13 protein-coding genes are annotated in these 13,111 nt (G+C 68.1%); 4 read left to right on the plus strand and 9 right to left on the minus strand.

Annotated elements, in window-relative coordinates; all coding sequences use genetic code 11:
• Positions 1–28: 28 nt before the first annotated feature.
• Positions 29–1,447 (minus strand): cytochrome P450, encoded by a 1,419-nt coding sequence (locus JCR33_RS16205; RefSeq protein ID WP_198883149.1) that lies wholly within the window; start codon positions 1,445–1,447, stop codon positions 29–31.
• A gap of 278 nt (positions 1,448–1,725) precedes the next feature.
• Between JCR33_RS16205 and rpsD the strand changes: the two genes are divergently transcribed.
• Together rpsD and gatB are read left to right on the plus strand one after the other, a co-directional pair.
• Positions 1,726–2,343, plus strand: a complete 618-nt coding sequence (gene rpsD, locus JCR33_RS16210; protein WP_198883150.1) for a 30S ribosomal protein S4 — start codon at positions 1,726–1,728, stop codon at positions 2,341–2,343.
• A gap of 376 nt (positions 2,344–2,719) precedes the next feature.
• Positions 2,720–4,201, plus strand: coding sequence for an Asp-tRNA(Asn)/Glu-tRNA(Gln) amidotransferase subunit GatB (gene gatB / locus JCR33_RS16215; protein WP_198883151.1), 1,482 nt, complete (start codon positions 2,720–2,722; stop codon positions 4,199–4,201).
• A gap of 37 nt (positions 4,202–4,238) precedes the next feature.
• Here gatB and JCR33_RS16220 read toward each other — a convergent pair whose 3' ends face one another.
• The 3 genes from JCR33_RS16220 to JCR33_RS16230 all read right to left on the minus strand — a co-directional run bounded on the left by JCR33_RS16220 (position 4,239) and on the right by JCR33_RS16230 (position 6,781).
• Positions 4,239–4,631 carry a hypothetical protein gene (locus JCR33_RS16220; protein WP_198883152.1) on the minus strand — a complete coding sequence of 131 codons (393 nt, stop codon included), beginning with the start codon at positions 4,629–4,631 and terminating at the stop codon, positions 4,239–4,241.
• A 209-nt stretch (positions 4,632–4,840) separates the two neighbouring features.
• A complete protein-coding gene (locus JCR33_RS16225; protein ID WP_198883153.1) occupies positions 4,841–5,656 on the minus strand; it encodes a hypothetical protein in 816 nt (271 codons plus the stop codon).
• Between the two features lie 42 nt (positions 5,657–5,698).
• The gene (locus tag JCR33_RS16230) at positions 5,699–6,781 is read right to left on the minus strand and encodes a GSCFA domain-containing protein (protein ID WP_198883154.1); all 1,083 of its coding nucleotides are present in this window, start codon (positions 6,779–6,781) and stop codon (positions 5,699–5,701) included.
• A gap of 141 nt (positions 6,782–6,922) precedes the next feature.
• Here JCR33_RS16230 and JCR33_RS16235 point away from each other — a divergent pair, with 141 nt between their 5' ends.
• Together JCR33_RS16235 and JCR33_RS16240 are read left to right on the plus strand one after the other, a co-directional pair.
• On the plus strand, positions 6,923–8,092 hold the full coding sequence (locus JCR33_RS16235; protein WP_198883155.1) for an isovaleryl-CoA dehydrogenase: 1,170 nt from the start codon (positions 6,923–6,925) through the stop codon (positions 8,090–8,092).
• Positions 8,093–8,260: 168 nt separating this feature from the next.
• On the plus strand, positions 8,261–8,407 hold the full coding sequence (locus tag JCR33_RS16240; RefSeq protein WP_198883156.1) for a hypothetical protein: 147 nt from the start codon (positions 8,261–8,263) through the stop codon (positions 8,405–8,407).
• A 51-nt stretch (positions 8,408–8,458) separates the two neighbouring features.
• On the opposite strand, the gene hydA is transcribed toward JCR33_RS16240, so the two are convergent.
• From hydA to JCR33_RS16265, 5 genes are read right to left on the minus strand one after another with little or no spacing between them, the layout of a single operon-like run.
• Positions 8,459–9,916: a dihydropyrimidinase gene (gene hydA / locus JCR33_RS16245; protein WP_198883157.1), complete on the minus strand. Its 1,458-nt coding sequence runs from the start codon at positions 9,914–9,916 to the stop codon at positions 8,459–8,461.
• Positions 9,916–10,866 (minus strand): dihydrodipicolinate synthase family protein, encoded by a 951-nt coding sequence (locus JCR33_RS16250; RefSeq protein ID WP_198883158.1) that lies wholly within the window; start codon positions 10,864–10,866, stop codon positions 9,916–9,918. The genes hydA and JCR33_RS16250 overlap by 1 nt, the downstream gene beginning before the upstream one ends.
• Positions 10,863–11,504, minus strand: a complete 642-nt coding sequence (locus tag JCR33_RS16255; protein WP_198883159.1) for a flavin reductase family protein — start codon at positions 11,502–11,504, stop codon at positions 10,863–10,865. Before JCR33_RS16255 ends, JCR33_RS16250 begins: the two co-directional genes overlap by 4 nt.
• Complete coding sequence (locus tag JCR33_RS16260; protein WP_198883160.1) at positions 11,504–12,430, minus strand: N-carbamoyl-D-amino-acid hydrolase; 927 nt, start codon at positions 12,428–12,430, stop codon at positions 11,504–11,506. Before JCR33_RS16260 ends, JCR33_RS16255 begins: the two co-directional genes overlap by 1 nt.
• 10 nt (positions 12,431–12,440) lie before the next feature.
• Complete coding sequence (locus JCR33_RS16265; RefSeq protein ID WP_198883161.1) at positions 12,441–13,106, minus strand: amino acid ABC transporter permease; 666 nt, start codon at positions 13,104–13,106, stop codon at positions 12,441–12,443.
• Positions 13,107–13,111: the final 5 nt, after the last annotated feature.

Raw genomic sequence — 13,111 nt, forward strand, 5'->3', positions numbered from 1 at the left:
CTCGGCAAAGGTCGCCGACCACGGAATATCAGGATGGTTCACCACCCTTGCGTCTCCTCACCACCATCGGAAGGCGGTCGCCCGGCCGCAACGTCAGCCGGCAGCTCACCTCGACATTGTGTCCCTCCTCAAGTGTCACTTTAAATGCTTGGAGGAGAGTGGCAAGACACAAGGTCGCCTCGGTTATGGCGAAAGTCAGGCCTGGGCAGACGCGCGGTCCGGAGGCGAACGGAATGTAGGCGTGCTTGTCGGGACGGGCGGCGATCGCCGGGTCGAAGCGTTCCGGCACGAAGTGGTCGGGCAGCGCCCACAGGTCACGATTGCGGTGGAGCAGCCACGGCGCGACGACGAGGATGTCGCCTTTGGCGACGGCGTTGCCGTTGAGCGTGCCCGGCCCCGTCGCGGTGCGGCCGAGGAGGGGGACTGGCGGATAGAGGCGAAGCGTCTCCTCGATGATGGCGCGGGTGAAGGTCAGGTCGGCGACGTCGGCGAGCTCGGGGTGGCGGCCGCCGAGCACAGCCTCGAGCTCGGCGGCGAGGCGGGCCTCGACCCGCGGGCTCTGCGACACGAGGTAGATCGCCCAGGCGAGGGTGTTGGCGGTGGTCTCGTGCCCCGCCATGAAGATGACGATCGCCTCGTTGCGGATGGCGGCCTTGGTGAGCGGTGCGCCGGAGCTGTCGCGGGCGGCGAAGAGCTGGCTGATGACGGCGTTGGGATCGCCCTCGCCGCGGGCGAAGCGGTCGACGATGTCGTCGATCACGCGGTGGACGCGATGCCGGGCGCGGCGGGTCGAGACGCCCTGGAGGCGCGGCACCCAGTCCGGCGCGTTCATCAGGCTGAGAAGGTCGGTCTGGTCGACGTTGCGCTGATAGGCGGCGAAGCCGGCGATGATCTCGCGCGTGAACTCGCGCCCCAGGCGCCGACCGAAGATGGTGCGCGAAATGATCTCCGCGGTGAGCTCGCCCATCTCGAAGAGGATGTCGAGCGTGGCGCCGTCGCCCGCCTTGCGCCAATCCCCGCACCACTCGATGGCGGTCTCCCGCATCACCGGCGCGAAGGTCGCGATGCGGCGGCCATGGACGATGGGCGCGACGATGGCACGCCGCTCCGCCCACGTCGCGCCGTCGGAGACGAACAGCCCGTCGCCGAGCAGCGGTGCGAGCGCCTGACGCTGCTGCGACGTCTTCTTCTCGAATGTCGCGGCCTGCCGGTGGAGCGTTTCACGCACCCCGTCGGGATGGTTGCTGAAGTGGATGGTCCTCAGACCGACCTTCTTGCGCATCCGCCGCGTGGCGTAGTCGCGTTCCATGAAGATCGCGAGCAGGTTCTGGCGATAGAGCCGAAAGAGGGTCCACAGCGATACCCGCGTCTTGTGCCGGATGGGGGAGGGTGGCACGAAACTGTCGGCAAGCCGGTGGTCGGCGATCACCTCCGGGCTGAGATTCATCTAGCATTCCCAAGTGCACTTTGACTCTACTCATCACGGACGAACGAGACAATTGCCGATTGAGTAAACCAACGCTTCGATCATTGACGGAGCATGGAGGGGGCGCTATATCGCCGGCTCTTGCCGCAAAAGCAGGATCGAACGCACCCGTGGGCTACGGCGTCGCTTGTCGCCATGGCCCTGTCAGTGTTCCGCATGGGGCACAGAGGAGGGGCGTCTTCACCGCCGGTTCGCCGGCATCACCGCCGGGGTGACCCGGCGACAGGAAAGACGTTGAGATGACGAAGCGCCATAGCCAGAAGTACAAAATCGACCGCCGCATGGGCGAGAACCTCTGGGGTCGCCCCAAGAGCCCGCTCAACAAGCGCGAATATGGTCCCGGCCAGCACGGCCAGCGCCGCAAGGGCAAGATGTCCGACTTCGGCCTGCAGCTGCGCGCCAAGCAGAAGCTGAAGGGCTACTACGGGTCGATCTCGGAGAAGCAGTTCCGCGGCATCTACGACGAGGCCGTCCGCCGCCGCGGTGACACCTCCGAAAATCTCATCGGCCTGCTCGAGAGCCGTCTCGATGCCATCGTCTACCGCGCGAAGTTCGTGCCGACGGTGTTCGCCGCCCGCCAGTTCGTGAGCCACGGCCACACGAAGGTGAACGGCCAGCGCGTCAACGTTCCGAGCTACCGCTGCAAGCCGGGCGATGTGATCGAGGTGCGCGAGAAGTCGAAGAACCTTCTCTCCGTGCTCGAGGCCATCGGCCTCGCCGAGCGCGACGTGCCCGACTATATCGAGGCCGACCACTCCAAGATGACCGCCAACTTCGTGCGCATGCCGGCGCTCGGCGACGTGCCCTATGCGGCCACCATGGAACCGAACCTCGTCATCGAGTTCTATTCGCGCTGATCCGACCTGCCGGGCCTCCCGGCGCCTCTGGGCGCCGGCTCGGTCGGTATCGCCATCTGGAACGGCCGCGGCGAGCCATCGCCTCGGCCGTTCTTGCTTTTCGGCGCCCCCCATGCTGCACCCTGCGACGGCGTGCCGTCCCCGAACGATTCTGTGAAACAACGACATGCGCCGTCGGCGCGGCGTGGATCAGAGCGGGGGAGCACGCGATCCGCTACGACGCCTGCCAGAACGGCGACACGATCGTGCGGATGGGGCAGTCCCAGTAGGGCCGCCGTCCATCGAGCCGCCTGCCTGGGGCGTCGGTGACGCTTTGATGTTGCGGCGGGGGCCCCTCTGGCACTAGGTGATCGGTGCGAGTTGAGGAGCCCCGTCGATGAACGAACACGTACGCGAGCCCGCCCCCTCCAAGCTCATTAAGGGTGCGGTGGACGACTGGGAGGTCGTGATCGGCATGGAGATCCATGCCCAGGTCCAGTCGAAGGCCAAGCTCTTCTCCGGCGCCTCCACCACCTTCGGCGGTGAGCCCAACGACCATGTGAGCCTCGTGGACGCGGCGATGCCGGGGATGCTTCCCGTCATCAACGAGGCGTGCGTCGAGCAGGCGGTGCGCACTGGCCTCGGCCTCAAGGCGCAGATCAACCTCGTCTCCCGCTTCGACCGGAAGAACTACTTCTACCCGGATCTGCCGCAGGGCTACCAGATCTCCCAGTTCCAGCACCCCATCGTGGGGGAGGGCGAGGTGATCGTCGATATGCTCGACGGCGAGCGCATCGTCGTCGGCATCGAGCGGCTGCACCTCGAACAAGACGCCGGCAAGTCGGTGCACGACATGCACCCCACCCGCTCCTACGTGGACCTCAACCGGTCCGGCGTGGCGCTGATGGAGATCGTGTCGAAGCCCGACCTGCGCTCCGCCGACGAGGCGAAGGCCTACCTCACCAAGATGCGCACCATCCTGCGCTATCTCGGCACCTCCGACGCCGACATGGAGAAGGGCAACCTTCGGGCCGACATCAACGTCTCGGTGCGCCGCCCGGGCGAGCCGCTCGGCACGCGCTGCGAGATCAAGAACGTCAACTCGATCCGCTTCGCCGGCCAGGCGATCGACTACGAGGCGCGGCGCCAGATCGGCATCCTGGAGGACGGCGGCAGCATCGTGCAGGAGACGCGCCTGTTCGACGCCCGCTCCGGCGAGACGCGCTCGATGCGCTCCAAGGAGGAGGCGCACGACTACCGCTACTTCCCCGACCCGGACCTTCTGCCGCTCGTGGTCGAGGCGAGCCTCGTGGAGCGGCTGCGCGACTCGCTGCCGGAGCTGCCGGACGAGAAGCGGGCCCGCTACGTGGAGACGCTCGGCCTCACCCCCTACGACGCCAGCGTGCTCGTGTCCGACGCCGCGGCGGCCGACTATTTCGAGGCGGTGGCGGCCGGTCGCGACCCCAAGCTCGCCGCCAACTGGGTGATCAACGAGCTCTTCGGCCGTCTCAACAAGGAAGGTCACGGCATCGAGGCGAGCCCGATCTCGTCCGACCAGCTCGGCGCCATCCTCGACCTCCTCAGCGAGGAGGTGATCTCCGGCAAGATCGCCAAGGACCTCTTCGAGATCGTGTGGACCGAGGGGGGCGACCCCGCCGCGATCGTCGAGCAGCGCGGCATGAAGCAGGTCACCGACACCGGCGCCATCGAGGGGGCCGTCGAGGCGGTGATCGCGGCGAACCCCGACAAGGCCGAGCAGGCGAAGGCGAAGCCCAATCTCGCCGGCTGGTTCGTGGGTCAGGTGATGAAGGCGACCGGCGGCAAGGCCAATCCGCAGGCGGTGCAGCAGATCGTCCGCGCCAAGCTCGGCATCGAATAGGCCGGGTCCCGGCCCGGGAGAGCCGCCGCCCGTCGCCTCACATCGGCGGGCGGTAGCCGATGCAGCCTTGGACGATCTGGCCGCAGGCCGCGTCCGAGGCACCCATCATGTCGGTCGCGCCGGCATAGGCGACTTCGACCACGTGATCCTTCTTGAAGCGCACCTGGGCGTGGCAATAGGCGCCGCTTCCCTGGGAGAATTGTGGCCCCGGCAGCATGATCGAGGTCGGGGTGGGGATCGGCACCGTCGGCAGCGCGATCGAGCGACCGCCGGTGATGACGCGCTCGTAGCTCCAGATCTCGCCCTTGTCGTCCGACAGCGTCTTCGTCGGGAAGCCGGCGCACATGCGCACCTCCGTCTTGCTCATGCCAACGATGACGGACTTGCCCTCCTCGGCCTGGTCGGCGTCGTGGACCGCGCACGCGGCCACCGAAAACCCGACAACGGACATTAACAACGCACGAAAATAGCGGCGTAGACGCATGCCGTCCCGACTTCGCATTGGTGAAAGACCCTGCCCTGCAATGTGCCCGGGAATCGTGGACATAATGTGCCGACATATGTCGGCAACCGCCCCGGGGGCATCGCTGGGTCGCCACGCGAGCTGCCGCGGCGGGCTGGAGCCGCCGCAAGCCGCGCTCAGGCGCTCTTGGAACGGCGGAAGAAGCGGGAAAGGCCGCGGGCGGCGGATGGCGCGCCGGACTGCTCGGCGGGGGGCGCGGTGAAGGCCGACGGATCGGCGGCCGCGTCGGCGGCGATGCGCTGCAGGACGGCGTCGAGCACGATCCGGCCATAGTCCGGGTTCATGTGGACGACGTCGTGCTCCATCCGCGAGAGGGTGCCCATGTCGCCGAGGCCGCGGGCGAACTCGGGCGCGGTGTGGCTGTTCTCCACGATCGTCGCGGCCGGCTGGGGCACGAAGATCGCCCCGACGTCGGCGCATCTTTGGGCGACGAGCCGGTCGACTTCGGCGAGCGGCTCCGGCGGCAGCCCATCGGTCCATGTCGGCTTCTCGGCGAAGAGGGGGGCGGCCAGCACGTAGGTGGGCTTGCCGCCCCACCGGGCGATGTCGCCGGCGATGCGCAGGGTCGGATCGCCGGTGAAGACTCCCTCGACGCCCTTCTCGATATAGGACCGCGTGAAGCGGGGATTGGCGGACTGCTCCTCGATCCTCGCCTGGAGCAGGCCGTCGAGACGCAGGAGGCCGTAGACCACGAACACGTCGTGCTCGTCGTAGCGCACGACGGCGTCGAGCGGCACCCACATGGCGTTGGGCCCGGCCTTCTCGTCAGGGCGGCGATCGATGGAGATGCCCCGCCGATCGGCGATGATGGTGCGGAACCGCCCGCCGCCGCGGCCCATGAAGCGCATCCCGACGTCGGCGGGGGTGCCGCCGTCGTCGTGCGCCATCTTCATCGCCGCCATCTGGCTGGAGCCTATGACGCAGATACGCATACCGATACTCGCCTCGTCTCTCCCGCAGGGCCGGCGGGCCGCTCAGCGGCGCGGGGCCGCCGCCTCCAGAAGAACCTCTTCGCAGATGACGTCGTCGACGTCATCCGTCGCGGGCTCGGCCTTCGCCGCCGCCTTGCCGTTGAGCGCGAGGCGCCGCCGCGCCTTGCGGTTCCCCTTCGGCGCCACGCCGTGCGCGGTGAAGAACTGCTCCATCACGAAGGCGACGCCGGCCGGCTGCACCGTGCGCATGTTGTCGTGGTAGAACATCCCCCGAAAGGGCGGCTGGGTGATCAGCTCGTAGCTCGGGAAGTAGTCGACCTCGTCGCGCTCCTCCGCCAGCATCGCCGCGACGGCGCGCAGCACCGACTTGGTGCGCCCGTTGGCGACGAGCACGTGCTCGGCCGAGGCGGTCGCCACCATCGGCACCGGCGACACGGTGAGGAGGATGCGCATCTGCGGGTTGGCCGCCTTCAGCAGCGCGATCGCGGCCTCCATGTCGGCGACGCACTCGCGGGTGGAGAAGTTGTGGAACCGGTGGCGGGCGCCGTCGAAGGTGCCGCCGGCCGTCCCCGGGCACATGGCGTAGGTCACGTCCTCGCCGAGCCAGGCCTCGGTCTGGCCGAGGGTGAACACCAGCACCTCGATCTTCGGCAGGCTCGCGGCGATCGCGGCGAGGCTCGCCCGGCGCGCGGCGAGAACGTCGTCGGGCGTGGCGAAGCCGTCCGGCTCGATGGTGGGGCGGAAGGGGTCGACGAAGCGGCCGTCCTTCTCCCACATCTCGTCCGGCGGCGAGGCGGTGCCGCTCGCCCATTCGAGCCACTGGCGCAGCATGCGCGGGGTGTAGATGTTGCCGGTGCGGAAGGAGAAGACGCCGTATTGGTGGCTCTCGTTGAACTCCTTGGGGAAGCCGGCGATGGCGGGCTCGGCCTCGAACCAGCGGAAGCTGCGCTGGCGCAGCTCCCGGCCCATGTGCTGGGCGAAGCACGAGCCCAGCGTGGCGACGGTGGTGGAAGGGGCGATCGCGAATTTCGGGGCGTAGACGCCGGCGATGGCGTCGGGAGCGAGGTCGGCGACCCCCGTCCGCCAGAATGCGGTCGCGGGGAGCGAGGCGTAGGGCGTGTCCATGAAAGACCACCGGAGAAGACAGTTCGGTCTGGACATGGTCGCATCCGCCAGAGCGCCTCGCAACCCGACGCCTTGCCTTCCTCCCATCGCTGAGGGACGAATGATGCCGCGCGAAACGCCGCGCCAAGGGAGGACAGAACGATGCGCAACGACTTCGGCGGCTTCGATTTCGGTCTCGGCGAGGACATCGACATGCTGCGCGACCAGGTGCGCACCTTTGCCGACGATCGCATCGCGCCGCTGGCGGAGAAGACCGACCGGGAGAATCTCTTCCCCATCGAGCTGTGGCCGGAGATGGGCGCGCTCGGCCTGCACGGCATCACCGTCGGCGAGGAGTATGGCGGGGCGGGGCTCGGCTATCTCGCCCACTGCGTGGCGATGGAGGAGGTGAGCCGGGCCTCCGCCTCGGTGGGGCTGTCCTACGGCGCCCACTCGAACCTCTGCGTCAACCAGATCAACCGCAACGGCAGCGCAGCGCAGAAGGAAAAATACCTGCCCAAGCTGATCTCCGGCGAGCACGTGGGCGGGCTCGCGATGTCGGAGCCGGGCGCGGGGTCCGACGTGGTGTCGATGCGTACCCGCGCCGAGAAGAAGGGCGACCGCTACGTCCTCAACGGCAACAAATTCTGGATCACCAACGGCCCGGTAGCCGAGACGCTGGTGGTCTACGCCAAGACCGATCCGGAGGCGGGGTCGCGCGGCATCACCGCCTTCCTGATCGAGAAGGGCATGAAGGGTTTCTCCACCGCGCAGAAGCTCGACAAGCTCGGCATGCGCGGGTCCGACACCTGCGAGCTGATCTTCGAGGACTGCGAGGTGCCGGAGGAGAACGTGCTCGGCCTGGTGGGCAAGGGCGTCAACGTGCTGATGTCGGGGCTCGACTACGAGCGTGTGGTGCTCGCGGCGGGGCCGCTCGGCATCATGCAGGCCTGCCTCGACGTGGTGGTGCCCTACGTGCACGAGCGCAAGCAGTTCGGCCAGCCCATCGGCACCTTTCAGCTGATGCAGGGCAAGCTCGCCGACATGTACGTGACGATGAACGCCTGCAAGGCCTACGTCTATTCGGTGGCGCGCGCCTGCGACGTGGGGCGCACCACGCGCGAGGACGCGGCGGGGGCGATCCTCTATGCCGCCGAGAAGGCCACCCAGGTGGCGCTCGACGCGATCCAGGCCCTCGGCGGCAACGGCTACATCAACGACTACCCGACGGGCCGCCTGCTGCGCGACGCCAAGCTCTACGAGATCGGCGCGGGCACCAGCGAGATCCGCCGCATGCTGATCGGCCGCGAGCTCTTCGAGAAGTCGGCCTGACCGGGCGCGGCACCGGCGACACGCTGTCGCGACAGCTGCGGCGCGGTCCGACACATTTCGACCACAATCGGCGCTATCCTCTTGAAGATCATATGATCATCGCCGCCCCTGCGGCGCTGATCGATCCCAAGGGCGGTCATGTCGACGTTGGAATATTGGATAGGGCGGATGCGGCGTCCGCTCTGTATTCACCACTGGGAGCGCATCGGCCAGGCTGACGATCGGCTGCGGGGTCGCTGCCACGTCGTGCGCTGCTGCCACTGCGGAGCGCGTGACCAGATCGAGGTGACGCGCGACCCCGTCTACCTCCTCTGAGGAGGTGCCGTCCGAGAGGGAGCGCCGTGCGCCCTCTCGCCATGGCTCCAGTCAGAGGAGCTTGGCGCCGAAGGCGATCTTTGGATCGAGCTCGGGCGGCACCGGCTGCTGGTAGCCGGAGGCGTCGAACGGTGCCCGCTTCATGAACACGCCCGCACCGCGCTCGGCGAGGAGGACGCCGTCCGCCATCGCCACGCGGCCGTTGGTGATCATCGTTTCCGGCCAGCCGGTGACCGACATGCCCTCGAACGGCGTGTAGTCCATGGCGTCGTGCATGCCGGTCTGGGTGACCGTGCGCGTCTCGTCGGGGTTCCAGATCGCGATGTCGGCGTCCGAGCCCACCGCGATGGTGCCCTTGCGCGGGTGGATGCCGAACATCTTGGCGGCGTTGGTGGAGGTGAGCGCCACGAACTCGTTGAGGCTGACCCGGCCCTTGCGCACCCCTTCGGAGAAGAGGAGCGGGGCCCGCATCTCGATGCCCGGCATCCCGTTCGCCATCTTGTTGAAGGGCGGGTTGGGGCCGGCCGACAGCTTGCCCGTCGCGTCGAAGCGGTAGGGGGCGTGGTCGGAGGACCAGAGCTGCAGGTTGCCCGCCTTGAGGTGGCGCCAGAGGTCCGCTTGCGTCCGCCCGTCGCGCAGCGGGGGTGAGCAGCAGAACTTCGCCCCTTCCGGCGCCGGCCGGTCGAGGTCGTCGCGCGTCAGGAAGAGATATTGCGGGCACGTCTCGCCGAAGATCGCGTGCCCCTCGGTGCGGGCGTTGGCGACGAGGCGGGCCCCGGCGTCGGTCGACACGTGCACGATGAGGAGCGGCGCGCCGACGAAGCTCGCGAGGCTGATGCCGCGGTGGATCGCCTCCGCCTCGGCCGCCGCGGGGTGGCTGATGGCGTGATATTTGGCGTCGGTGTAGCCGCGCTCCAGGAGGCGCTTCACCATCCACTTGATGAGCGCGTTGTTCTCCGCGTGCGTCATCGTCAGCGCGCCGTGCTCGCGCGCCGTCACGAGGATGTCGAGCATCATCTCGTCGGTGACGATCATCTTGTCGTAGGTCATGAAGACCTTGAAGCTCGTGACCCCGTCGGCGAACGCCTTCGGCAGTCCGACCTTCAGCACCGCGTCGGACGGATCGGTGATGATGAGGTGGAACGAGTAGTCGATGACCGACTTCTTGGCCCGCTCGTGGTAGGTTTCGAGCACCTCCTCGACGCTCTGCCCACGGTGCTGGGCGGCGAAGGGGATGAAGCTGGTGTTGCCGCCGAAGAGGGCGGACACGGACCCCGAATAGTAGTCGTCCGAGGTCATCGCGCCGGTCGCCGACTCCTGCTCGATGTGGCAGTGGCTCTCGATGCCGCCCGGGAGCACGAGGCGGCCGGTGGCATCGATGGTGCGGGCGCCGTCCGGCAGGCCCCTCGCGATGGCGGTGACGGTGCCGCCGGCGATCCCGACGTCGGCGGCAAAGGTGTCGGAGGCGGTCGCGACCGTACCGCCCCTGATCACGAGGTCGAAGTGCATTACTCCGCGGCCATCGCCGGGCGCAGGGCGGCGAGGTTGCGCTCGAGGCGGCTCATGAGGCGCGTCAGCTCCTCCTGGCCCGCGGCGTCGAGTTTGGGGCCGGGGGCGCGCACGGTGGCGGTCTTGATCGCCCCGCGGCGCCGCAGGATCTCCTTACGGACGGCGAGCCCGTAGCCCGGCTGCTGCTCGTGGCGCACCAGCGGCAGATAGGCGTCGAAGAGATCCTCGGCACCGTCGACGTCGCCGGCGCGGTGGCGGCGGACCACCTCCACCAGCATCTCCGGATAGGCAAAGCCCGTCATCGCGCCGTCGGCGCCGCGCGCCAGCTCGAGCGGCAGGAAGATGCCGCCGTTGCCGCACAGGATCGACACGCGGCGGCTGCCCTTCTCCTGCGCGACGCGGCGGACGCTCGAGAGCTTCGGCAGGCCCGGCCAGTCCTCATGCTTCAGCATCACCACCGAGGGGATCTCGTCGACGATGGTGTTGAAGCCTTCGGCCGAGATCGGCATGCCGGTGGTCAGCGGGAAGTCCTGGTAGACGATCGGCACGTCCGGCAGCCGGTCGGCGATCGCCTTGAAGCCGTCGAGAATGCCCTTCTCGTGCTTGTGGCCGGCGTTGGGGGCGGCCATCACGCCGGCGGCGCCGAGGCCCATCGCCTTCTTGGCGAGCGACACGAGATTGTCGAGGCCGGCATTGGACACGCCCACGATGACCGGGACGCGCTCGTCGACGCGCTTCAGGACGCGCGTCATGATCTCACTCGCCTCCTCGGCGGTGAGCTTGGGAGCCTCGCCCATCAGGCCGAGGATCGTGATGCCGGAAACGCCGTGGCTCAGATAGTAGTCGGTCAGGCTGTCGAGGCTCGCAAAATCCACGGCGCCGTCGTCGGTGAAGGGGGTCGCCGAGATGATGTAGACGCCGTGGGCGTCCTCGGTGAGGCGGTGGGTCATTCGGAAGTCTCCTTAGGGCCGGTGATGGTCCGCCAATCGGGAATGGGCAGGGAATACGCTTCTCCGAGAGGCGCATAGGACGTGGCAAACAGCCGCGCCACCGGGTCCCAATGTGGCACATTGAGCCGCCGCGTATCCAGATCGAACAGGCCGTCGCGGGCAATCAGTGCGGACACCTTTCCCATCAGCAGCGCTCGGTCGACGTCGAGATATCGGATCTCGTAGACGCTGCACTCGAGCACGACGGGGGCGTCCTTGAGGTAGGGGATCTTCTGGGTGACGCCGTCGGCGACGGCGAGGCCCACCGCTTCCGCCTCGCCGATCTCCGGCGGAAAGTCGGCGGCGGTCGCCACCATCTTCTCGGCGAGGGCGGTGTCGGCGAGGTTCACCGTGAAGGCACCTTCGCGCTCGGCGTTGAGCACCGTGTCCTTCGGACCGGACTCCGGCCGGCGGCCGATGCCGACGATGAGGAGGGGCGGCTCGTCGGCGAACACGTTGAAGAAGGAGAAGGGCGCGGCGTTGACCCCGCCCTCGGCGTTGAGCGTGGTGATCCAGGCGACCGGCCGCGGGATGACGGCGGCGCACAGGAGCTTGTAGCGCTCGCGCGCCTCGAGCTGCGAAAAGTCGAAGGTCGCCATCAGGACGCGACCTCGACGCCGGTCTGGGAGGTGATGCGGCCGTAGTGCTCGATGCGGCGATGGCGGGCGAAGTCGAAGATCGTCTCCTTGCCGAACACCGTCTCGTCGAGATCGCAGACGGCGGTGACGAGCTCGTCGTCCTCGGTGAGGCTCTCGGCGACGATCTTGCCGTTGGGGTCGACGATCACGCTGCCGCCGATGAGGGGGTGGCCGTCCTCCACCCCGGCCTTGGCGACGGCGACCACGAAGGTGGCGTTCTGGTAGGCGCCGGACTGGAGCACCAGGCGATGGTGGAAGAGGCGGTCTTCCGGTCCCTCGGCGCTCTTCTGGCTGTTCACCGAGGGGGTGTTGTAGCCGAGGAGGACCATTTCCACGCCCTGCAGGCCCATCACGCGGTAGGTCTCGGGCCAGCGCCGGTCGTTGCAGATGCACATGCCGAAGACGCCGCCGAGCGTCTGCCACACCGGAAAGCCGAGGTCGCCGGGCTCGAAGTAGCGTTTCTCGAGGTGCTGGAAGGCGCGCTCGGGATCGAACTCGTCGTGGCCGGGCAGGTGCACCTTGCGGTATTTGCCGATGATCGTGCCGGTCTTGTCGGTGAGGATCGAGGTGTTGAAGTGGTGGCCGTCGGGCGTCAGCTCGGCATAGCCGAAGGAAATCGCGACACCCTTCGCCTTGGCGGCGTCGAAGAGGGGCTGCGTCGCCGCGTTGGGCATCTCCGCCTCGAACCAGGTGTCCACCTCGGCCTGGTCCTCCATGTACCAGCGGGGGAAGAAGGTGGTGAGGGCGAGCTCGGGATAGACCACGAGGTCGCAGCCCTTGTCGGCGGCGGCATCGAGCAGGGCGAGCATGCGGGCGACGACGGCCTCGCGCGGCTCGGCCTTCTGGATGGGGCCGAGCTGGGCGGCGGCGACATGTACGGGTCTCATAGCAATGTCCTCAGGCGGCGATGCGGCGCTCCATCCGGCTGACGAGCCGGACAAGGGGCCACAGGATGACGAGATAGAGGCCAGCCGCGGCCACGATCGGTGATGCGTTGTAGGTGACCGAACGAGCCATGTCAGCCTGGTAGAGGAGTTCGGCGAGCGACACGACGCTCGCGAGCGAGGTCAGCTTCACCACCTCCACCGTGTTGGAGATGAGGTCGGGCAGGACGTTGCGGACCGCCTGCGGCAGGACGACGTGCGCCATCGTCTGGGCCGCGGTGAGGCCGGTGGAACGGGCGGCCTCGAACTGCCCCTTGCCGATGGAGAGGATGCCGGCCCGGTAGATCTCGCCGTAGTAGGCCGCGTTGTTGAGCACGAAGGCGATGGCGACGGCCTGGAGCGGGGAGGGGCGGATGCCGGCGAAGGGCAGGCCCGAATAGACGAAGATCAGGAGGACGAGCGGCGGGACGGCGCGGAAGAAGTCGACGAAGGCGATGGCCGGCCAGCGGATCGCCCGGCGCTCCGCGAGGCTGAGCAGTGCCGCGGCGATGCCGGCGAGGAGGCCGAGCGGGATCACGATGAGGCAGATGAGCGCCGTCATCGCGAGGCCGCGCAAGAGCATCGGCCAGGCCTGCGTCATGATGGTGACGTTGAAGAACTGATCGAGAAGGGCGTCCATCGGCT

The organism is Acuticoccus mangrovi (assembly GCF_016411865.1).
GTDB lineage: Bacteria > Pseudomonadota > Alphaproteobacteria > Rhizobiales > Amorphaceae > Acuticoccus > Acuticoccus mangrovi.